The organism is Pseudomonas sp. GW821-FHT02A11 (assembly GCF_059421985.1).
The window spans coordinates 70341-90112 of sequence record NZ_JBWKWB010000015.1 but is presented as its reverse complement, the minus strand read 5'-3'; the positions used below and the strand labels follow the sequence as shown (position 1 = coordinate 90112).

At 58.3% G+C, this 19772-nt stretch carries 24 protein-coding genes; 8 read left to right on the top strand and 16 right to left on the bottom strand.

The annotated features are described in order from the left end of the window. The 6 genes from pheT to thrS form a co-directional block, all read right to left on the bottom strand. A complete protein-coding gene (gene pheT / locus AC07V9_RS20045; protein ID WP_495017388.1) occupies window positions 1–2382 on the bottom strand; it encodes a phenylalanine--tRNA ligase subunit beta in 2382 nt (793 codons plus the stop codon). A gap of 32 nt (window positions 2383–2414) precedes the next feature. Then, complete coding sequence (gene pheS / locus AC07V9_RS20040; RefSeq protein ID WP_495017387.1) at window positions 2415–3431, bottom strand: phenylalanine--tRNA ligase subunit alpha; 1017 nt, start codon at window positions 3429–3431, stop codon at window positions 2415–2417. A 102-nt stretch (window positions 3432–3533) separates the two neighbouring features. Next, the gene (gene rplT, locus AC07V9_RS20035; RefSeq protein ID WP_007905879.1) at window positions 3534–3890 is read right to left on the bottom strand and encodes a 50S ribosomal protein L20; all 357 of its coding nucleotides are present in this window, start codon (window positions 3888–3890) and stop codon (window positions 3534–3536) included. A 28-nt stretch (window positions 3891–3918) separates the two neighbouring features. Beyond that, entirely contained in the window at window positions 3919–4113 is a 195-nt protein-coding gene (gene rpmI, locus AC07V9_RS20030) for a 50S ribosomal protein L35 (RefSeq protein WP_002553160.1), read from the bottom strand. Between the two features lie 60 nt (window positions 4114–4173). Further along, entirely contained in the window at window positions 4174–4725 is a 552-nt protein-coding gene (infC, locus tag AC07V9_RS20025) for a translation initiation factor IF-3 (protein ID WP_495017460.1), read from the bottom strand. Further along, window positions 4725–6647, bottom strand: coding sequence for a threonine--tRNA ligase (thrS, locus tag AC07V9_RS20020; RefSeq protein ID WP_495017386.1), 1923 nt, complete (start codon window positions 6645–6647; stop codon window positions 4725–4727). The genes infC and thrS overlap by 1 nt, the downstream gene beginning before the upstream one ends. Window positions 6648–7040: 393 nt before the next feature. Between thrS and AC07V9_RS20015 the strand changes: the two genes are divergently transcribed. Together AC07V9_RS20015 and AC07V9_RS20010 are read left to right on the top strand one after the other, a co-directional pair. Then, a complete protein-coding gene (locus AC07V9_RS20015) occupies window positions 7041–7355 on the top strand; it encodes a hypothetical protein (RefSeq protein WP_495017385.1) in 315 nt (104 codons plus the stop codon). Window positions 7356–7649: 294 nt separating this feature from the next. Beyond that, the gene (locus tag AC07V9_RS20010; RefSeq protein ID WP_003179963.1) at window positions 7650–7862 is read left to right on the top strand and encodes a cold-shock protein; all 213 of its coding nucleotides are present in this window, start codon (window positions 7650–7652) and stop codon (window positions 7860–7862) included. Between the two features lie 62 nt (window positions 7863–7924). On the opposite strand, the gene AC07V9_RS20005 is transcribed toward AC07V9_RS20010, so the two are convergent. After that, the gene (locus tag AC07V9_RS20005) at window positions 7925–8248 is read right to left on the bottom strand and encodes an I78 family peptidase inhibitor (RefSeq protein WP_495017384.1); all 324 of its coding nucleotides are present in this window, start codon (window positions 8246–8248) and stop codon (window positions 7925–7927) included. 188 nt (window positions 8249–8436) lie between these two features. Here AC07V9_RS20005 and AC07V9_RS20000 point away from each other — a divergent pair, with 188 nt between their 5' ends. After that, entirely contained in the window at window positions 8437–8613 is a 177-nt protein-coding gene (locus tag AC07V9_RS20000; RefSeq protein ID WP_495017383.1) for a hypothetical protein, read from the top strand. Window positions 8614–8620: 7 nt separating this feature from the next. On the opposite strand, the gene AC07V9_RS19995 is transcribed toward AC07V9_RS20000, so the two are convergent. The 7 genes from AC07V9_RS19995 to AC07V9_RS19965 form a co-directional block, all read right to left on the bottom strand. After that, entirely contained in the window at window positions 8621–9649 is a 1029-nt protein-coding gene (locus AC07V9_RS19995) for a nucleoside hydrolase (RefSeq protein WP_495017382.1), read from the bottom strand. A 41-nt stretch (window positions 9650–9690) separates the two neighbouring features. Then, window positions 9691–10095, bottom strand: coding sequence for a D-ribose pyranase (gene rbsD, locus AC07V9_RS19990; protein ID WP_495017381.1), 405 nt, complete (start codon window positions 10093–10095; stop codon window positions 9691–9693). Further along, window positions 10092–11009, bottom strand: coding sequence for a ribokinase (gene rbsK / locus AC07V9_RS19985; RefSeq protein ID WP_495017380.1), 918 nt, complete (start codon window positions 11007–11009; stop codon window positions 10092–10094). The genes rbsD and rbsK overlap by 4 nt, the downstream gene beginning before the upstream one ends. Window positions 11010–11047: 38 nt before the next feature. Next, on the bottom strand, window positions 11048–12070 hold the full coding sequence (locus AC07V9_RS19980; RefSeq protein WP_495017379.1) for a LacI family DNA-binding transcriptional regulator: 1023 nt from the start codon (window positions 12068–12070) through the stop codon (window positions 11048–11050). 1 nt (window position 12071) lies between these two features. Then, window positions 12072–13067 (bottom strand): ABC transporter permease, encoded by a 996-nt coding sequence (locus AC07V9_RS19975; protein WP_495017378.1) that lies wholly within the window; start codon window positions 13065–13067, stop codon window positions 12072–12074. Continuing rightward, on the bottom strand, window positions 13067–14617 hold the full coding sequence (locus AC07V9_RS19970) for a sugar ABC transporter ATP-binding protein (protein WP_495017377.1): 1551 nt from the start codon (window positions 14615–14617) through the stop codon (window positions 13067–13069). Before AC07V9_RS19970 ends, AC07V9_RS19975 begins: the two co-directional genes overlap by 1 nt. Window positions 14618–14681: 64 nt before the next feature. Then, window positions 14682–15641, bottom strand: a complete 960-nt coding sequence (locus AC07V9_RS19965; protein ID WP_495017376.1) for a sugar ABC transporter substrate-binding protein — start codon at window positions 15639–15641, stop codon at window positions 14682–14684. 344 nt (window positions 15642–15985) lie between these two features. Between AC07V9_RS19965 and AC07V9_RS19960 the strand changes: the two genes are divergently transcribed. After that, window positions 15986–16258 carry a hypothetical protein gene (locus AC07V9_RS19960; protein WP_495017375.1) on the top strand — a complete coding sequence of 91 codons (273 nt, stop codon included), beginning with the start codon at window positions 15986–15988 and terminating at the stop codon, window positions 16256–16258. A 46-nt stretch (window positions 16259–16304) separates the two neighbouring features. Here the strand turns inward: AC07V9_RS19960 and AC07V9_RS19955 are convergent, their stop codons facing one another. Next, a complete protein-coding gene (locus AC07V9_RS19955; RefSeq protein ID WP_495017374.1) occupies window positions 16305–16529 on the bottom strand; it encodes a YgdI/YgdR family lipoprotein in 225 nt (74 codons plus the stop codon). A 215-nt stretch (window positions 16530–16744) separates the two neighbouring features. On the opposite strand from AC07V9_RS19955, the gene AC07V9_RS19950 reads away from it, so the two are divergent. After that, the gene (locus AC07V9_RS19950; RefSeq protein WP_495017373.1) at window positions 16745–16987 is read left to right on the top strand and encodes a DUF1654 domain-containing protein; all 243 of its coding nucleotides are present in this window, start codon (window positions 16745–16747) and stop codon (window positions 16985–16987) included. A gap of 88 nt (window positions 16988–17075) precedes the next feature. Further along, window positions 17076–18134, top strand: a complete 1059-nt coding sequence (locus AC07V9_RS19945) for a sunset domain-containing protein (protein WP_495017372.1) — start codon at window positions 17076–17078, stop codon at window positions 18132–18134. 60 nt (window positions 18135–18194) lie between these two features. On the opposite strand, the gene AC07V9_RS19940 is transcribed toward AC07V9_RS19945, so the two are convergent. Then, a complete protein-coding gene (locus tag AC07V9_RS19940) occupies window positions 18195–18485 on the bottom strand; it encodes a hypothetical protein (RefSeq protein WP_495017371.1) in 291 nt (96 codons plus the stop codon). Window positions 18486–18994: 509 nt separating this feature from the next. Between AC07V9_RS19940 and AC07V9_RS19935 the strand changes: the two genes are divergently transcribed. Beyond that, window positions 18995–19219, top strand: coding sequence for a DUF6555 family protein (locus AC07V9_RS19935; RefSeq protein WP_495017370.1), 225 nt, complete (start codon window positions 18995–18997; stop codon window positions 19217–19219). An 83-nt stretch (window positions 19220–19302) separates the two neighbouring features. Beyond that, a complete protein-coding gene (locus AC07V9_RS19930; RefSeq protein WP_495017369.1) occupies window positions 19303–19557 on the top strand; it encodes a hypothetical protein in 255 nt (84 codons plus the stop codon). Window positions 19558–19772: the final 215 nt, after the last annotated feature.

Below are 19772 nucleotides of genomic sequence, written 5' to 3'. Positions count from 1 at the left end.
CTACTTCCTTAACGTGGCGTTTAACCTTTCCTCAAGCGAGGTGAGAATTTGCTGCGTCGAAGCGTTTACCTCATCGTCAGTAAGAGTGCGCGATGGATGTTGCCAGGTCAAGCCAACTGCAAGGCTTTTTCTATGCGGATCAATGCCTTTACCCTGATAAACATCAAATAGCCTGAGGTCTGTCAGCCATTGCCCTGCATTTTCACGAATTACGTCCAGTACGGCAGTGGCGGCAACCTCGCGATCAGCCAGCAATGCCAGGTCACGGCGCACTTCCGGGAAGCGCGACAATTCGTGGAATTTCGGCAGCCGCCCTTCAACCACTTCAGCCAGCACCAGCTCGAAAACGAAGACTGCGCGGTCCAGGCCCAGGGTCTTGACCAACTCTGGGTGCAGCGCGCCGATGTAACCGACTTCGCGGCCATCGCGCTCAATGCGCGCAGTCTGGCCTGGGTGCAATGCTGGATGTTTGCCCGGTACGAAACGGAAATCATCCAGTGCACCCGTGAAGCCCAGCACCGCTTCCACATCAGCCTTCAAGTCGAAGAAATCCACGCTGTCACGGCCCTGCGCCCAGCCTTCCGGCAAGCGAGTACCGCAGATCACACCTGCCAGCATAGGCTCTTGTTTCAAACCGTCCAGTTGGCCGACGAAACGCAGGCCGCTTTCGAACAGGCGTACACGATCCTGCTGGCGATTGAGGTTGTGCTGCAACGCCTTGACCAGGCCCGGCCACAGCGACGAACGCATGGCAGCCATGTCGGCCGAAATCGGGTTGGCCAGCAACAGCGGCTCGACGCCTGGATTGAACAGCTCGAACCACTTCTGATCGATGAAACTGTAGGTGATCGCTTCCTGATAGCCGCGCGCAACCAGCAGGCGACGCAACGCGGGCAGATCGCCGCGCGCTTCAGGACGTGCCTGAGGGGCCAGACGGGCTTGCGGGTAACGAACCGGCAGGCGGTTATAGCCATACAGGCGCGCGAGTTCTTCGATCAGATCCACTTCCAGACTGATATCGAAGCGATGGCTCGACACTTCCACGCGCCATTGACCGGCCACTTCGGACGACACCTTCAGACCCAATGCGGTCAACAGACGCTCGATCTCAGCTGCTCCCATGGTCATGCCGAGCATCTGCTCGATGCGATCGGCTCGCAGAACGACCGGGGCGATAGACGGCAGGTGCTGTTCGCTGACGGTTTCGATGATCGGACCCGCTTCGCCACCGGTGATTTCCAGCAGCAGACCGGTGGCGCGCTCCATGGCCTCGCGGGCCAGTTGCCAGTCGACGCCCCGCTCGTAGCGATGCGACGCGTCGGTGTGCAAGCCATAGGAACGGGCTTTGCCAGCGACAGCAATCTGATCGAAGAACGCGCTTTCCAGGAAAATGTCGCGAGTGGTCGCGGTATTCACACCACTGTGCTCGCCGCCCATCACGCCAGCGATAGCCAGAGCGCGCTGATGGTCTGCGATGACCAGGGTGTCCGCGCGCAGGCTGACTTCCTGACCATCGAGCAGCACCAGCTTCTCGCCTTCTTCGGCCATGCGCACACGAATGCCGCCGTTGATTTCGGCCAAGTCGAACGCGTGAAGCGGCTGACCCAGCTCCAGCATGACGTAGTTGGTGATGTCGACTGCGGCATCGATGCTGCGTACTTCGGAACGGCGCAGACGCTCAACCATCCACAGCGGGGTCGGACGCGACAGGTCGACGTTACGGATCACACGCCCCAAGTAGCGTGGGCAGGCTGCTGGAGCCAGCACCTCAACCGGACGCACTTCGTCGTGCACGGCTGGAATTTCAGCCACCGCCGGGCGGGTAACCTTGGTGTCGTACAGCGCGCCCACTTCGCGGGCCAGACCTGCGACCGACAGGCAGTCACCACGGTTTGGCGTCAGGTCGACTTCGATGCTCGCGTCGTCCAGCCCCAACCAGGCACGGAAATCCTCTCCCACAGGCGCGTCGGCCGGCAATTCCATCAAACCGTCGTTGCCCTCGCCCACTTGCAGCTCGGCTTGCGAGCACAGCATGCCGTTGGACTCGACGCCGCGTAGCTTGGCCTTCTTGATCTTGAAGTCGCCTGGCAGTTCGGCACCGATCATGGCGAACGGAATTTTCAGGCCGGGACGCACGTTCGGCGCACCACAGACCACTTGAAAGGTTTCCGAACCATTGCTGACCTGGCACACACGCAGCTTGTCAGCGTCCGGGTGCTGCTCGGTGCTCAGCACCTCGCCAACGACGACGCCACTGAAAACACCGGCAGCCGGGGTCACACTGTCGACCTCAAGGCCGGCCATCGACAAACGAGCCACCAGCTCATCGCGGGAAACTTGCGGGCTTACCCAGCCACGCAGCCATTGTTCACTGAATTTCATCCTGCTCTCCTAATAAGTTCTTGACGGGCGACCTAGCGAAATTGCGCGAGGAACCGCAAGTCGTTGTCGAAGAACAGGCGCAAGTCATTGACGCCGTAACGCAGCATGGCCAGACGCTCCGCGCCCATGCCGAATGCAAAGCCCTGGAACTCCTCAGGATCAATGCCGGACATGCGCAGCACGTTCGGGTGCACCATGCCGCAACCCATGACTTCCAGCCAGCCGGTCTGCTTGCAGACACGGCAGCCTTTGCCGCTGCACATCACACATTCCATGTCGACTTCAGCGGACGGCTCGGTGAACGGGAAATAGGAAGGACGGAAACGCACTGCCAGCTCTTTTTCAAAGAACACGCGCAGGAACTCCTCGATGGTCCCTTTCAGATCGGCGAAGTTGATATCGCGGTCGATCAGCAGGCCTTCGACCTGATGGAACATCGGGGAGTGAGTGATATCGGAGTCGCTACGGTAGACACGGCCTGGACAGACAATGCGGATCGGCGGCTTGTTCGCTTCCATGGTGCGGACCTGTACCGGCGAGGTATGGGTGCGCAGCAACATGTTGGCGTTGAAATAGAAAGTGTCGTGCATCGACCGGGCCGGGTGATGGCCTGGGATGTTGAGTGCCTCGAAGTTGTGATAATCATCTTCGACCTCAGGGCCTTCGGCGATGCCGTAGCCGATGTGGGTGAAGAACTGTTCGATACGTTCCAGAATCCGGGTCACGGGGTGCAGACCGCCAGTGGTCTGACCGCGGCCAGGCAGGGTTACGTCAATCGACTCGGCGGCCAGCTTGGCGGCAAGCTCCGCCTCCTCGAACGACGCCTTGCGCGCATTGAGAACCTCTGTGACACGCTCCTTGGCAACGTTGATCAGCGCACCGACTTGCGGACGCTCTTCGGCCGGCAAATTCCCCAGGGTCTTCATCACCTGAGTCAATTCACCCTTCTTGCCGAGGTAGTGAACCCGGATTTGCTCCAGGGCGTTGATATCTTCGGCGCTTTGCACAGCCTCAAGTGCTTGAGAGACCAGCGCGTCCAGGTTTTCCATGTACAGACTCCAGATACGAAATAGGGGAAGAGCTTACAAGGCTCTTCCCCTATTCATGACGTTTAACACCAGACCCCGTGGGGTCCGGTGATTGCCGGGGACTTAGGCCAGAGTGGCTTTAGCTTTCTCGACAATCGCAGCAAACGCCGCTTTTTCGTTCACTGCCAGATCAGCCAGAACCTTACGGTCGATTTCGATCGACGCTTTTTTCAGGCCAGCGATGAAACGGCTGTAGGACAGACCGTTGATACGCGCACCAGCGTTGATACGAGCGATCCACAGAGCGCGGAACTGACGTTTTTTCTGACGACGGTCACGGTAGGCATACTGGCCTGCCTTGATTACCGCTTGCTTGGCAACACGGAATACGCGTGAACGCGCACCGTAGTAGCCTTTAGCAAGTTTCAGAATTTTTTTGTGACGCTTACGGGCAATGACGCCACGCTTTACACGAGCCATGAGTTACTTCCTCTATCTTTGATCAAAATTAACGAAGGCGCAGCATGCGCTCGACTTTTGCCACGTCGGACGGATGCAGCAGGCTGCTTCCGCGCAGTTGACGCTTACGCTTGGTCGACATTTTGGTCAGGATGTGGCTCTTGAAAGCGTGCTTGTGCTTGATGCCATTCGCGGTTTTCAGAAACCGCTTAGCTGCACCACTTTTAGTCTTCATCTTTGGCATGTTCGGATACTCCGCATTCAGTTGATAAACATAACCGCAAGGCCTGCCGTGCCCTGGTGGTTATTTCTTCTTTTTCGGGGCGATGACCATGATCAGCTGGCGTCCTTCCATCTTAGGATGCTGTTCGACGGAACCGTATTCGAGCAAGTCACCTTCAACCCGCTTCAACAGCTCCATACCCAGCTCCTGGTGGGCCATCTCACGACCGCGAAATCTCAAGGAAATCTTGGCCCTGTCCCCGTCACTCAGGAAACGTACCAGGTTGCGTAGTTTTACCTGGTAATCCCCTTCCTCCGTCCCTGGACGAAACTTAATTTCTTTAATCTGAATCTGCTTCTGGTTCTTCTTCGCTTCGTTGGCCTGCTTCTTCTTCTCGAAGAGGTGCTTGCCGTAGTCCATCACCTTACAAACGGGCGGGACGGCGTCAGCGGAGATTTCCACCAGATCCAACTTCGCTTCTTCAGCAATTCGAAGCGCTTCATCAATCGAGACGATGCCAATCTGCTCGCCGTCAGCGCCAATTAACCGAACCTCGCGTGCCGAGATATTCTCGTTGATCGGGGCTTTCGGTGCAGCTCGTTTATCTTGTCTCATTTCACGCTTAATAATAATTACTCCGAATCTTGGCGACCACGCCGGGAAACCGCTTGCGCGAGAAGCTCGGTGAATTGGGCGACCGGCATCGAGCCGAGGTCTGCGCCTTCACGAGTACGCACAGCGACAGTTTGCGTTTCAACCTCCCGATCTCCGATGACGAGGAGATAGGGAGCCTTGAGCAAAGTATGCTCGCGGATTTTAAAGCCGATCTTTTCATTTCTCAAGTCGGACTTGGCACGAAATCCGCTTTCGGTCAGATTTTTTTCGACCTCAAGGGCAAAATCGGCTTGTTTGTCGGTGATATTCATCACCACTGCCTGAGTCGGCGCCAGCCAAGCAGGGAACACGCCAGCGTAATGCTCGATCAGCATGCCGATGAAACGCTCGAAGGAACCGAGGATGGCACGGTGCAACATGACCGGACGCTTGCGGTTATTGTCTTCAGCGACATAGCTGGCGTCCAGACGCTCCGGCAAGTTCGGATCGTACTGCAAAGTACCACACTGCCAGCTACGGCCGAGGCAGTCACGCAGGGTAAACTCAATCTTCGGCCCGTAGAAGGCGCCCTCACCTGGCTGATATTCCCATTCCAGGCCCGACTCGTTCAGCGCATCAGCCAGCGCATTCTCAGCGCGGTCCCACAATTCCTCGGAGCCAACTCGCTTGGCCGGACGAGTCGACAGTTTCATGGCGATATCGCTGAAACCGAAGTCCTTGTAAACATCCAGGGTGAGCTTGATGAAGTCAGCCGCTTCCTTCTTCACCTGATCCTCGGTGCAGAAGATATGCGCGTCATCCTGCACGAAACCACGCACGCGCATGATGCCGTGCAAAGCGCCGGAGGGCTCGTTGCGGTGGCAGGCGCCGAACTCGGCCAAACGCAGCGGCAGGTCACGGTAGGACTTCAACCCTTGGTTGAACACCTGCACGTGACATGGGCAGTTCATCGGTTTCACCGCGTAATCGCGACTCTCCGAAGAAGTGGTAAACATGTTCTCGGCATAGTTGGTCCAGTGACCGGAACGCTCCCAGAGAATCCGGTCGACCACTTGCGGGGTCTTGATTTCCTGATAGCCGTTCTCGCGCTGCACCTTGCGCATGTACTGCTCAAGCACCTGATAAACCGTCCAGCCATTGGCATGCCAGAAGACCATCCCCGGTGCTTCTTCCTGCAGGTGGAACAGGTCGAGCTGTTTGCCGATCTTGCGATGATCGCGCTTTTCGGCTTCTTCGATGCGCTGGATATAGGCGGCCAGCTGCTTCTTGTCAGCCCAGGCCGTGCCGTATACCCGTTGCAGCTGCTCGTTCTTGGCATCACCGCGCCAGTAGGCACCGGAAAGCTTGGTCAGCTTGAACGACTTGAGGAAGCGCGTGTTCGGTACGTGCGGACCGCGGCACATGTCGACATATTCTTCGTGATAGTAAAGGCCCATGGCCTTTTCGTTCGGCATGTCCTCGACCAGGCGCAGCTTGTAGTCTTCGCCACGGGCCGCGAACACCGCGATCACCTCGGCCCGCGGGGTGACCTTCTTGATGACGTCGTAATCTTTTTCGATCAACTGCTGCATGCGCTGTTCGATTGCCGCCATGTCGTCCGGGGTGAAAGGACGCTCGTAGGCGATGTCGTAATAAAAGCCGTCCTCGATGACCGGACCGATGACCATCTTCGCCGACGGGTACAACTGCTTGACCGCATGGCCAACCAGGTGCGCGCAGGAGTGGCGGATGATCTCCAGGCCTTCCTGATCTTTCGGGGTAATGATTTGCAGGCTCGCGTCGGCATCAATGAGGTCACTGGCATCGACCAGTTGACCGTTGACCTTGCCAGCCACTGTGGCCTTGGCCAGACCTGCGCCAATGGACGCGGCGACCTCAGCTACAGAAACCGGGTGATCGAAAGAACGTTGACTGCCGTCGGGAAGAGTAATAGTTGGCATGGCGCCTCCTCTCCTAGTGGTGACCCCTACCAAAGGTCACGTGGGTTGGGATAGAGCCAGTACGCGATTCGGCGGTATACCTGCCTCACAGTGGCAGGAGCCCCAAGGCCAACCAATGACCGAACCAGAGTGACTGGAATGTACGAAATCGACAGGCTTGAATGCAGCGGAGCCTGACCCGCGAGACGCGAGCGAATCTGCAGGACGGGCATCCTAGCACAGCCGCGCAGCTCTGCGTCAGGCCGTACGCAAGCGATTGCGCATGAAGCGTCCAACAAATCCTGTGGGAATGTTCCCGATACTGAACTGGCAACCATCCCTGCCGTCAGATAATCCGAGACATCCGTTAAAGGCCCTCGTTTATGGGGCCAATCGACAAGAAGGAAAACCACCATGAAGCTTCTACGTGTTGCCGCCCTCCTCGCACCGATGGCGTTGGCTCTGCCGATCAGCGCTCATGCCGCGATGGATGCGAAAACCAAGACCACTTACATGAATGAGTGCACCGCTGCGGCGACTCAGAACAATCCCGGCATGGATGCCAGCGCCGTCAAAGCGCATTGCGAATGCGGCGCTCAGCAGATCAACAAGAATTTTTCGGACAGCGAAATCGCGTCGCTGAATGACAAAACGACGCCACCGAGTACCGAAATGACCTCTCGCCTGCAAAAAGCCGTGGGTGAAAACTGCCTGAAAGGCAAAAAATAAAAAATTTACATTGCGAACCGTCAGCACCCTCGCGCGCGATGGCGAGCAAACCATGAGCTCGGCTGAAGCCCGCGTATTTGGCGGGCCTCAGCCACTCCAGCGTGACACGCAAAGGCGAATTGGAGCAGCGTACCGGACACGATATGGCATTAATATTCCGTATCTATTTGCGGCACTGGCGCAAAGTTCTTACCGAAAAAGTCCTGCATTCACACAATTCGACTATGATAGCCCGCGTGTGCCCAGTTGGCCTGAGCAGCACAGTACTGAATATTATGTTTTTGGAGATACACCATGTCTAATCGCCAAACCGGCACCGTAAAATGGTTCAACGATGAAAAAGGCTTCGGCTTTATCACTCCACAGGGTGGCGGTGACGACCTGTTCGTACACTTCAAAGCTATCGAAAGCGACGGTTTCAAAAGCCTGAAAGAAGGCCAGACCGTTTCCTTCGTCGCTGAGAAAGGCCAGAAGGGCATGCAAGCTGCTCAGGTTCGTCCGGAGTAATCCAGGCGCGCTGAAAAAGCCCCGTTACTGACGGGGCTTTTTTTATGCCTGCGAGAAACGCCTCAGCCGCAATTCACGCGGTTGATCGTCGCGGCCTGATCGGTATTGAGGTTCAGCCGATCGGAGCGGTACTCCAGCGTCACCATGTCGTTGGGTCCCAGGATCCGCGCTGTTTGCGCCCCCGCCTTCACCCGCGCCTGCTCCAGCAAGGCAGCGGAAGCTGGTTTGCCGACAACGAACTGTGCAGCGGCAGCATCACAACGGGAATAGCCTGTACCTGCCGGCGCAGCGCCTTGAGAGGATGGCTCAGTTTCGGACGTGCTGCTGCACCCCGCCAGCATTGCTGCGACCAGAACCAGACCCGATGATGCGTATTTCCAGGGCATACAGCCTCCTTGTGAGTAACGTGAACCAGCACCTCTGCGACAGCGCATGGCCCGCTTGGTTTCGCGCAGAGCGCCGGAACAAGGGCAAGCGATGCTCAAACAGGCTCGAAGTCTGCCCGAGCCCGCGGTCGCGATGGCAAACAAATCGTCACAAAACATGAGAGCGACCATGGCAATCGTATCCATCGATGCAGCCATCAAGGCCCGATAGCCGCAGGGACGATTCGCCCAGCCCGGCAAGCGCTGAGGAGCTGGCGATCATCGCGATCGATTTGCTGGTCAAGGAGGTGGGCATCGAAAGCGCGCAGAACTTGATGAGTCAGGCGATTCTGCGCTATTCGACCGAGGCGCCTAGCAGCGCCTGAGACACCGTTACTTCAATTGACCAAGACGCTGGGTCAGTAAATCGAAGAAGCCTTGAGCATCGCCGTTCTCGACCCAGAACACGTTCTTGGGCTGACCGAGGGTGTCATACCAGTCGGCAACCGTCTGGCCGAAGGTCGCCCCCTCCCGGTTGTCGACCACTACGTTGATCAGCTTGCCGCTGAACAACTCCGGCTTTAGCAGCCAGGCGATCACGCTGGCGTCATGGACCGGGCCGCCTGGCAGCCCGTAATGCACCATGTCAGCCTTGACGTACTCGTTGAGGATATCGCCCACCAGCTTGCCCGCCCGGTTGTTCAGACCTTCGATCTTGCTGATGCGCTGATCGCTGGTGAGGATCTTGTGGGTGACATCCAGGGGCACGTAGGTCAGCTTGACGCCACTGGCGAGGACCACCTTGGCGGCGTCCGGGTCGGCATAGAGGTTGAACTCGGCCACAGGCGTGATATTCCCGCCGTTGAAGTGCGCCCCGCCCATCACCACGACTTCCTTGATGCCTTGGGTAATCTCAGGCGCCTGGATCAACGCCAACGCCAGATTGGTTTGCGGGCCAAGCATGGCGATGGTGATGCTGTGGGGTTTGGCCTTGCTCAAGGTGTCGACCAGATACTGCACGGCACTCCCCTGCGCGAGCCCTTCCTTTGGCTCATGCACCTCGACACCCGGCAGACCTTCCTTGCCGTGGATGTTCTCCGCGTAGATGGGCGTACGCACCAGCGGCTTGCCCGCACCGGCGTACACCGGGACCTCTTCGCGACCCGCCCATTCACGCGCCAGGCGTGCATTGCGCGACGTCTTGTCGATCCGCACGTTGCCGGCCACGGTGGTAATGGCCATGACGTTCAACTCCTGAGGAGAGGCCAGCGCCAGCAACAGCGCGACTACATCGTCCGCCCCCGGGTCAGTATCGATGATCAGGTCACGCTTTTCGGCCGCGTGGGCTGTTGTGCTGGAGAAAAAAGCCACGAGAGCAACGCTCCTGATCAGTTGAACGACGAAACGACGACGGCTTTGCATAGGTAACTCCCTGTTAGAAACATTCGAACATCAAATGGCGATCAGAAGACCACGCCCGCCACCAGCGCAATGTTGGTGTACGGCTGGCATTCGCCGGTGCGCACGATGGCGCGGGCATTGCGACTCAGCTGTTTCAGCGCTTCATGGCTGACCGAGCGCTGCGCGCCCAATTGCCCATCGGCGTGGAGCGTTTTGATCACTGCCAACGCCGGTGGCTGCTTTTCATATATCTCATCCGCCAGCATATGGCTTTCGACCTGCATCTCAGCCAATACCGTGTTGAGGACGGTGACAAAATCAGGAACCCCGTGGGTAACCGCCAGATCGATCAACTCAACCCCTGGCGGCACCGGCATACCCGCGTCGACGATCATCAGCACGTCGCCATGTCCCAGGGACGCAACCACGCGGGACAAGGCGATATTGAGCAGCGGTGTTTTTTTCATGGCTGATAGCTCTGGACTTCGTTGAAGGTCGGAATGGAAGGCTGCGCGCCGGAACGGGTGACAGACAGTGCCGCTGCGATCTGTCCGAAACGGATCGCATCGGACTCGGATTTGCCTTCAGCCAGTGCCGCCGCGAAGCCTCCGACAAAGGTGTCGCCTGCAGCGGTGGTGTCAACCGGCTTGACCTTGGGCGCCGGGAAATGCGCCGAGTGCGTCCGAGTAGCAAACAAGGCGCCCTGCTCACCCAGGGTGACGATCACTTTGCCAACGCCCGACGTCATCAACGCCGTTGCCGCCGCATCGGCAGTGGCGACGCTGTCGACCGGCAACCCGGTCAATGCAGTGGCCTCGCTTTCGTTGGGGATGAGGTAGTCGATCCAGGCATACCACTCTGCCGGCAGCGGGCCGCTGGCAGGCGCCGGATTGAGGATGACTGTCTTGCCCAGTTCCCGCCCGCGCTTGAGTACATGCCCTACCGTGGTTGTCGGCACTTCCAGCTGACAAATGATGACTTCGGCCTGGCTCAGCAACACATCAAAACGATCAACGACCTCAGACGTCACGTGACCATTGCCGCCGGCCACGATCACGATAGCGTTTTGGCTGTTGTCGTCGACCACGATCAACGCCACCCCGGTGGATTCGCCTTCAATTGACGTTACGGCCTGACAGTCGATGCCCTCGGCCAGCAACGCCGAGCGCAGCTGTTCGCCGTAGGCATCGCCGCCGACGCAGCCGATCATCGCCACGCTGGCGCCCAGACGCGCGGCGGCCACCGCCTGGTTCGCACCCTTGCCGCCCGGCACCGTAACGAACGACTGCCCGGCCAGGGTTTCCCCGGCACGTGGCAGCCGAGGCGCACGGGTCACCAAGTCCATGTTGAGGCTACCCACAATCACTACTTTTGCTTGCATGACGTCTTTACTCTTCAATCCGGACCGTAAAGCCCGGCTCAGCGGAACTCGTTGAAAGCGTTGGTGGGCGGCGCAGTGGACTCGCGCAGCACGATGCTCGGCGCGACGATCAACTGCTGCACAGGGCTGTCGCCTCGGGTTGAAATCCGTCGCAGCAAGACCTCGGCCGCACGCTCACCCAATTGCAGGATCGACTGCCCGACCGTTGTCAGCGCGGGGTACACATACTGACTCATCTGGATGTCATCGAAGCCGATGACCGACAAGTCCGCCGGCACACGCACATTGCGCTCAGCCGCAGCCCGCAACACGCCGATACCGACCATGTCGTTGGCCGCAAAAATCGCCGTCGGGCGGGCGCCCTCGAGCAGCTTGCCGGCGGCCTGATAACCGCTGGGGCCGGTGAAGTCGCTCTCCACCACCCAGCTGTCTGGCACCTCGATACCGGCCTGCGTCATGGCCCTGTGATAACCGGCCAGACGCATCCGCGCCACGCTGGTTTCAGCCGGGCCGCAAACACAGGCGATGTGTCGATGCCCCAGCTCCAGCAGGTGCGAAGTGGCCAGGTAGGCGCCCAGTTCGTGATCGATGCGTACCAGATCGGCGCTGATGTTTTCCAGATCGCGGTCGACGATGACCATTGGCGTGCGCACTGCCGACAGGCTGTCAACCAGACTGTCGCCGCCACCCACGGAAGAAACGATCAAACCGTCGACGCGTTTTTCCAGTAACACCCGCAAATAATTGCGCTGCTTGTCCAGATTGTCATCGGAGTTGCACAGGATCACACAGAAGCCATTTCGCTCGCAGTAATCCTCGATACCCCTGGCCAGCTCGGCGAAATACGGGTTGATGCCGTTAGGGATCAACAAGCCGATGGTCGCAGTGGACTTGGCCTTCAGAGAACGCGCCACGGCGCTGGGCACGTAGTCCAGCTGGGCGATGGCGGCCTCGACTTTTTTACGCACTTCGTCACTCACGGGCCGGGTTCTGTTCAGAACATGGGACACAGTGGTGTAGGAAATGCCTGCAATCGCAGCGACGTCCTTGATCGTTGCCATATCAGCCGCGCCGCCGTGCGCGATGACTGCGATAGGTGTCCAGAACAACGGCCACCACGATCACGGCGCCGGTGATGATGCGTTTGGTGGGCTCGGTCGCACCAATTTGCGCAAGACCTGCCGCCAGCACCGAGATAATCAGCACACCAAAAAAGGTGCTGATGACCGAGCCGCGACCGCCCATCAGGCTGGTTCCGCCGATCACCACGGCCGCGATGACCTGCAACTCAAGGCCTGAGCCTGCGTTAGGGTCCGCTGCTTCCAGGCGCGAAATCTGGAACAGCGCCGCGACGCCAGCGAGCAAGCCCATCAGCGAGAACACCAGAATCTTGTAGGGCTTTGGATTGATGCCTGCCAGACGCACGGCTTCTTCGTTGGTGCCGATGCCGATCAGGTAGCGCCCGAATACTGTGCGGGTCAGCACCGCTTGCGCCGCGAAGATCACGATCAACGCAATGACAAACGACGGCGAAATACCGAACGCAAACGGGTTGGACAGCCAGGCGAACGCGTCGCCGATGTACGCGGTACGAGAGTCGGTCAGCTGATACGCGACGCCCCGCGCCATTTCCAGCACGCCCAGCGAGACGATGAACGACGGAATGCGCCAGGCCACGGTGATCGAGCCGGTCACGGTGCCCGCCGCCGTTGCGCAGGCCATGCCCAGCAAGGCAGAAGGCAGCACGCCCCAACCCCAGCCGAGCATCGCGACGCTGACCGCCGAGGCCGCCAGCGCCAGCACCGAACCCACCGACAGGTCAATGCCGCCGATGATCAGAATGAAAGTCATGCCTACCGCCAGGACCATCAGGTCCGGGATCTGGTTGGCCAGGGTGCTGAAGGTTTCGTAGGACAGGAAGTGATCGCTGAGCAGCGAGAACAGCACGATCATCGCCAGCAAGGCGCCTGCCAGGCCCAGGTAGGTGCCCAGGCCAAAATAGTTGCCGCTGCGTTTGCCCGGCGAAGGCAGAGCGGCAGGAGTCGTCGAGGTTTTCATCAGTCGTTCCTGGGCGCGGCTTCAGAGAGCAGCGCATCACGTTTTTGGTAGCCGGCGAAGGCTGCGGCAAGCAACTCGTCCTGAGTCCAGCTAGCGCGCTCGAAGGTGTCGATCAGACGCCCGGCAGACAACACGCCGATGCGGTCACAGATCAGCATCAGTTCGCGCAGATCACTGGAAACCACCACCAGCGCCCTGCCCTGACGGGTCAGTTCGCCCAGCAGGGCATAAATGTCGAACTTGGCACCGACGTCGATCCCGCGGGTTGGCTCGTCGAACAACATCACTTGGCAATCGCGCTCCAGCCAGCGGCCGATGACGACCTTCTGCTGGTTGCCGCCGGATAGCTCGGACACCTGTTGCGTCGGGCTGGAGCTGCGAATGCGCATGGCCTCGACCTGACGCTTGGCCAGGGCCATTTCGGCGTTTCCGTTCACCACACCGCTGCTGGAGATCGCGTGCATGTTGCCCAGCGCGATGTTGGCGCTGATCGACTGGGTCAGCAGCAGGCCTTCGCCTTTACGGTCCTCGGTGATCAGGGCAATGCCATGACCGACCGCGTCCACGGGGGAATTCACTCGCACGGGCTGCAACGGGCTGCCGACTTCAATCGTCCCGCTGTCGGCGATGTCTGCGCCGTAGATCAGGCGCAACAGCTCGGTACGCCCCGCGCCAATCAGGCCGGAAATACCGAAGATCTCGCCGGCGCGCACGTCAAAGGACACGTCACGCACCTTGTCGGAACGGCTCAAGCCCTTGACTGACAACGCGACGTCGCCAATCTGGCGCTGGCCAAGATCTATGTGCTCGCCCAACTCGCGGCCGACCATCAGGGTCACCAGTTGTTCGCTGTTGTAATTGGCCATGGCGTCGACGCACACCAGCTTGCCGTCACGCAGCACAGCGATGCGCTGGGCAACGCGGGCCAGCTCCTCCAGGCGATGGGAGATATAGATGATAGAAACGCCACGATCCTGCAGGCGGGTGATCTGCTCGAACAGCATTTCCACCTCGCGGGCCGTCAGCATCGCCGTCGGCTCGTCGAGGATCAGCACATGGCAATCGCCGATCAGGTTGCGGGCAATTTCGACCATCTGCTGATGGCCGATGCCCAACTCGCCTACCAGCGTGTCGGGGTCGATGGCTTCCAGACCCACCTGAGCCATGGCCTTGACGGCGTCTTCGCGCAGCTTTTTGCGATTGATGAAACCAGCCCGGCTGGGCAGGTTATCCAGAAACAGGTTTTCCGCCACCGACAGGGTCGGCAGCAGGTTCAGCTCCTGCATGACCATGCGCACCCCAAGCTTCTCGGCCTGGGTGCGACTGGCGGGTTCGTAGGGTTGCCCCTGGAACTGCATCTGGCCGGCGGTGGGTGTCACCAGCCCGCCGATGATTTTCGACAAAGTGCTTTTACCGGCGCCGTTTTCCCCGGTCAGCGCCAACACTTCCCCGCGCAACAGCGTCAGGTCGATGTCACCGAGGACAGGTTGGGCGTAGGTTTTGCCGATGCCGCTGACAGATAGAACAGCGGCCTGAGCAGACGCTGACATAACGCTCTCCACGCGCCTGCCCCCAAGGAGGGCAGGCGGTATGTACGGATGTTGAAAAGCCTGTTTATTGCGGCTTGGTAACCAGCTCGACCGGGGTTTCGATCACGCCGTCCTTGATCTCGAGCTTCTCGCCCTTGACCATTTTCAGCGCAGTGTCGATACCGAACACGGCCTGACGAGCCGCGAACTGGTCAGCGGTGGCCAGCACACGGCCATCCTTGAGCATCGGCTTGATGGCGTTGATGTTGTCGTAGCCTACGACCTGCACCTTGCCTGCCTTGCCTGCGGCGCGAACAGCGGAAACAGCGCCCAGGGCCATGCTGTCGTTACCCGCCAGCAACGCCTTCAGGTTCGGGTATTCATTGAGCATGGCCGAAGCCACGGCGTTGCCCTTGTCGATTTCCCAGTTACCCGATTGGGTGGAGACGATTTTCATCTGCGCCGCGTCCATCGCATCCTTGAAACCGGCGGTGCGTTGCTGGGCATTGGTGGTGGTCGGCACGCCTTCGATGATCCCGACCTGATCGCCAGCCGTCAGCTGCTTGGCCAGGTAGTCACCCACGAGCTTGGCGCCTTTGCGGTTGTTCGGGCCAACGAAAGGCACTTCGATGTTTTTGCTTTTCAGCACATCGGCATCGAGCTGGTTGTCGATGTTGACGACCTTGATCCCGGCATCCATGGCTTTCTTGATCACCGAGGCCAGCGCCTTGGAGTCAGCGGGCGCGATCACCAGGGCGTCGACCTTCTTGACGATCATCTGGTTGACGATGTCAATCTGTGCGGCTGTATCGGACTCGTTCTTGATGCCGTTGGAGATCAGGTCAAAGTCGGCAGCATGCTGTTTCTGATATTCCTTGGCGCCGTCTTCCATGGTCAGGAAGAACTCGTTGGCAAGGGATTTCATCACCAGGGCGACGGTAGGCTTCTTGGCGTCGTCAGCGTAGGCAGAGGAAAGAGGCAGGGTAACGGCGCTCGCGGTGAGCATGGCAACAGCAAGAAGACGTGCAGCGAATGGCAGCTTCATGGAATCACTCCGACATTATGATTATTGTATCGGCATCGAATGCGCCCCAGGTTGACTACCTGAATGAGCCGCAAACGTTTGCGTGAACGAAACTATGGTAATCGCGACGAATTTTGTCAACTGCCAGAAGTAAGTCGTTGGCCATTCAGATCCGTCCTACGCGTTGAACGACCCCGCCGCACGCGATCGGTGACTCGCGTCCGACTGTCTGACAGTTGACACAGCACACTAAATTATCGTGCTAATGCACTGTAATGCTTGAGCCTGCGCTAAGATGACGGCCATCTGACATCGCCATTATCCCAAGAGCGATGCCCATTGACCGATGGATTGTTGGAGCGCACATGATGGACCCGGCCACACAGGACCTTCGAGCCGAGGAAGGAGCTGATCCCGCCTCGGAATTCATTCAAACGATGATCTCCTCCCTCCCAGGTTCGGGTCCTGTGGGAAAGAGCCGCGCAGCCTATCGGCAATGGTACGAATCGCTGTCGGACGTCGACCAGATGCATGTCCGTGACAAACTGCGCGAGGAAATTTCCCGCATCCGTGCAGAATTTGGCAAACGCTCCAATGCCCACTCCGCTCATTCGATCCGCCTGAGGGATCACGGCTGATCAGCCGCATCGAAATCTGATCGAAGGCGGTTCGATCAGGTCGACTTCAATCTTCCTTCTTCACCGTCGCTACTTCATCGGCGCGCACCTTTACGGTCTTTCCGGAGATGTCTTCGAATTCATAAAAGCCGTCCGAGCTTTTGGTCTTCGGCATATCCTTGGTCACGTATTGCGTGCCGTTCTGCAGGGTAACCACCGTTGCTGTCGAGCATCCGGCCAGCGCAACGCAACATGCCAACGCCACGGCCAGCCCCATCCCATTGATATTCATGCTGTCTCCTTTTTCTTTTCCAATCATTGCGAACTCAATCGCGGTCAGAAGATCAGATCGAATCGATCGACTTTGGTTCGCGGCCGCACAGCGATCAAGCAAATCAAAGACTTGGGCCTTGTCAGGATTTTTCGTACGTCGACCCACGACATTGTTGCGAAACGTCTCGCACTGAAATACTGTATACACATACAGCAAAACAAGGGACCTTTTCCGTGTCTGACAACGCCGCTTCTGCCCCTGCCCCATACGAGCGCCTGGCTATTCGCATCCAGAAGATCATCAATTCGCCCACCGCGCAAAAATCACGATCCGCGTTGATTTTCCGCCTTGCGGACGAGCAGGAAGATGACTGGAGCCAGTTGCTCGAGGAAATCGCCGAGAACGACAACGTGACCCTGGCCTGGCGCGACGATGGCGGCGTCCAGATTTTCTGGACAGTCCCTAAAGAAGACTGATCAAAGCCCATCACCCTTCATCATCGGCGAGCCAGGCCCCTTGGCTCGCCTGCGTTTCTATTTGTCGTAGTTGGAATTCATGCTCAGATTGTTCACTTCACTCCTGCTCGCTCTTTCTTTTCTGCAAAACGCGTCCGCTGACGTCAACATCGGAACCTGGAACCTGGAGCACCTGAGCGTGCGACCCAACAAGGACTTCCAGGGCATCGCCAAAGTCGCGCAGAAGGTCGACTTTCTCGCCGTACAAGAACTGATGAATGAAGACGCGCTGCAGGCCCTTGCCAAAGAATTGACCCGCCAGACTGGCAAGCATTGGAGTTCGATGGCCTCACACGCTGTGGGGCGTTCGTCCTACAAGGAAATGTATGGATTCGTTTGGCGTGACGACGCAGTGGCCTATGAAGATGGCGCCGTCACCTACCTGGACCGGGGCGACACCTTTGAGCGCGAACCCTACTCGGCCCGCTTCCGATCACTCAGGGACAACACGACCTTTGTGGTCGCCACCGTGCACATTCTCTATGGCAAGAGCCAGGCAGACCGTACTTCGGAAATCACAGCCCTGTCGAGCTACTGGGCCTGGCTGAAAGACACCTACCCGGGCAACAACCAGATCATGCTCATGGGCGACTTCAACACCCCCCCCAACTCGCCCGCCTGGAACCAGCTGGACGCCAGCGCCAAGCCGCTGATGCTCGACGGCGCGAGCACGTTATCGACCACCGACGGCAAGTTTGCCAACCTCTATGACAACATCTTTGTCAGCAAGAATTCGGCGATCAGGGTCAACAACATTCAGGTGTTCAACTACCCGAAATTCCTGGGCATGACCCACGCGCAGGGGCGTGACAGTGTGTCCGATCATGCGCCGATCTTTCTCAGCGCCAGCTTCAAGGGTGGCAGTGCCTCTGCAGTGGTTGCGTCAGCGCCCGCCAAACCAATCGCGCCCAACCCGATGAAACCGACGGCCAGCGACACGGGTGCTAAAAACCTGACCGTTGCCATTCGCGGCAACAAAAAAACAATGGTCTATCACAGGCCCGATTGCCCGTCGTACAACTCTGTTTCAGAAAAAAACCGGGTAGAGTTCGATACCGCCGCAGCAGCCGAGGCTCAGCACTATCACTTGGCAGGCAACTGCCGCTGATAGCCGCTTGCTGTAATGAAAGGGACGCGCCTGATTGCCAGATGCGTCCCTTTATTCAGTCTACTTACGCGCCAAATCGTGCTGGATGCAACCGTCGTAATAGGTCTGCTTCACTGCAGCCGGCTTGAGTCGCGACCGGCTCTTGTAGGTTTGCTCGGTAATGCCAACCGCCATCTTGCGCATCCACGGCTGCGTGAACTTTCGCGACTGCAGTTTTTTCCGTGCGCTGTAAAGCGTGGTGCCAGATAGCTTGGATTGCTGCGCTGCCCCCGCCATGCCAGCACCCCACTTGCACACCTGCAGATCGTTTTTACTGATATCCCGAGCCTGCGCTGGCATCACAACGGCCATCGTCAAAACCCATGCTGCCACGCCTAACCCCACACTTCGCATACGTTTCGTTCCGGAATTGACTGAAAGGAAAGGATTTTTTCAGAAAATCAGCGTGATGCGGGCCATCAGATTGCCCTTTTTCAACAAAACGTGTCGTCCAAGCCGATAAGTTACAAGGCTTGCCCACCAACAGTGGGACACATCCAAAAAAGTGCCTCCTGACACTTCGGACATCAAGTCATATCCGAACAGATATGGCACATGGCCGCTTATCGGCGCAAGATGCATATCGCCATCAAACAGTGCAATCCTCTGATGGTCAGTAGCCCTTCGCAACAACGGCAGGTTACTCGTCTCAGGCAGAGAACACGCAGTACGATCCAAGGCAGGAAAACGCTCCAGCAGCCTGTATCGATCTCGAAATGAAGTGACAGCACCGCCGATGCATTCGGCGCAGACGCTGTCAGGTACATCAGGAAGTACTCAATTTCAGACCGGCGTGCATGACGCCCAACAGGCCGATGATGATGAATGATTCCAAGGACTTTGAAATTCATTACCGCTTCCGGGGCGAACCCCGACAGTTCTCCCACCACGCACGGCATCTGTGTGAAAGCCAGGCGTTGCACTTCGCAACCCTGCACGCAGGCGTCGGCAATCTCGATACCAGCGTCGCCACCGGGCCGGTTCGCCTGGCCATGCTCTACGCCGAAGGACTAGGCATCACTCAGGTGCACTGGAAACGCACCTGAGTCGACAGAAAGTCCAAACAAACCGCATATCCAGTGGTCGGTATTTCTAGCAGCGCTCATGAAACCAGCAAAGCGAGGAAAATATGACCATTGATAACGCACTCAAGAACGAAGTGCTGACCCGCCTCCTACACGCTCATCCAGCGGGGCTTGGCAAAGAAGTTCTGGACAATTATCGAGGGGAGCACGCCGTTGCCGATACCCTCGAGCACCTCCAAAAAGCGGGCTTGATTCATGACGGGTGCGTAGATAGCCCGTCCAAGGGCGAACGCTCGCTGAAATACCCGGTGAAACTCAGTTCTGCAGGCGTGGACGCTGCGAAGCAGCTGCAAAGCTGAACCTGCTCCCATGAAAAAACCGGCCCAGGCCGGTTTTTTCATGTCATCTGCAAAGCATTCTGGTGTTCTCCCCAAGTGCTGCTTGCCTGATCATCCGTGAGCCGGTCAGGCAGCAGCACTACAGGGGAACGAGAAGAATCCTACAAGCTCAGTCGACTTTACGTCACTTGAACAATTGTGACTTTATTCGTCGAAATCCGCAGTCCGCGCGATGA

Coding starts and splice junctions, on each gene's coding strand:
- pheT (WP_495017388.1), bottom strand. CDS start 2,382: ATGAAATTCAGTGAACAATGGCTGCGTGGCTGGGTAAGCCCGCAAGTT.
- pheS (WP_495017387.1), bottom strand. CDS start 3,431: ATGGAAAACCTGGACGCGCTGGTCTCTCAAGCACTTGAGGCTGTGCAA.
- rplT (WP_007905879.1), bottom strand. CDS start 3,890: ATGGCTCGTGTAAAGCGTGGCGTCATTGCCCGTAAGCGTCACAAAAAA.
- rpmI (WP_002553160.1), bottom strand. CDS start 4,113: ATGCCAAAGATGAAGACTAAAAGTGGTGCAGCTAAGCGGTTTCTGAAA.
- thrS (WP_495017386.1), bottom strand. CDS start 6,647: ATGCCAACTATTACTCTTCCCGACGGCAGTCAACGTTCTTTCGATCAC.
- AC07V9_RS20015 (WP_495017385.1), top strand. CDS start 7,041: ATGAAGCTTCTACGTGTTGCCGCCCTCCTCGCACCGATGGCGTTGGCT.
- AC07V9_RS20010 (WP_003179963.1), top strand. CDS start 7,650: ATGTCTAATCGCCAAACCGGCACCGTAAAATGGTTCAACGATGAAAAA.
- AC07V9_RS20005 (WP_495017384.1), bottom strand. CDS start 8,248: ATGCCCTGGAAATACGCATCATCGGGTCTGGTTCTGGTCGCAGCAATG.
- AC07V9_RS20000 (WP_495017383.1), top strand. CDS start 8,437: ATGCAGCCATCAAGGCCCGATAGCCGCAGGGACGATTCGCCCAGCCCG.
- AC07V9_RS19995 (WP_495017382.1), bottom strand. CDS start 9,649: ATGCAAAGCCGTCGTCGTTTCGTCGTTCAACTGATCAGGAGCGTTGCT.
- rbsD (WP_495017381.1), bottom strand. CDS start 10,095: ATGAAAAAAACACCGCTGCTCAATATCGCCTTGTCCCGCGTGGTTGCG.
- rbsK (WP_495017380.1), bottom strand. CDS start 11,009: ATGCAAGCAAAAGTAGTGATTGTGGGTAGCCTCAACATGGACTTGGTG.
- AC07V9_RS19980 (WP_495017379.1), bottom strand. CDS start 12,070: ATGGCAACGATCAAGGACGTCGCTGCGATTGCAGGCATTTCCTACACC.
- AC07V9_RS19975 (WP_495017378.1), bottom strand. CDS start 13,067: ATGAAAACCTCGACGACTCCTGCCGCTCTGCCTTCGCCGGGCAAACGC.
- AC07V9_RS19970 (WP_495017377.1), bottom strand. CDS start 14,617: ATGTCAGCGTCTGCTCAGGCCGCTGTTCTATCTGTCAGCGGCATCGGC.
- AC07V9_RS19965 (WP_495017376.1), bottom strand. CDS start 15,641: ATGAAGCTGCCATTCGCTGCACGTCTTCTTGCTGTTGCCATGCTCACC.
- AC07V9_RS19960 (WP_495017375.1), top strand. CDS start 15,986: ATGATGGACCCGGCCACACAGGACCTTCGAGCCGAGGAAGGAGCTGAT.
- AC07V9_RS19955 (WP_495017374.1), bottom strand. CDS start 16,529: ATGAATATCAATGGGATGGGGCTGGCCGTGGCGTTGGCATGTTGCGTT.
- AC07V9_RS19940 (WP_495017371.1), bottom strand. CDS start 18,485: ATGGCCGTTGTGATGCCAGCGCAGGCTCGGGATATCAGTAAAAACGAT.
- AC07V9_RS19935 (WP_495017370.1), top strand. CDS start 18,995: ATGAATGATTCCAAGGACTTTGAAATTCATTACCGCTTCCGGGGCGAA.
- AC07V9_RS19930 (WP_495017369.1), top strand. CDS start 19,303: ATGACCATTGATAACGCACTCAAGAACGAAGTGCTGACCCGCCTCCTA.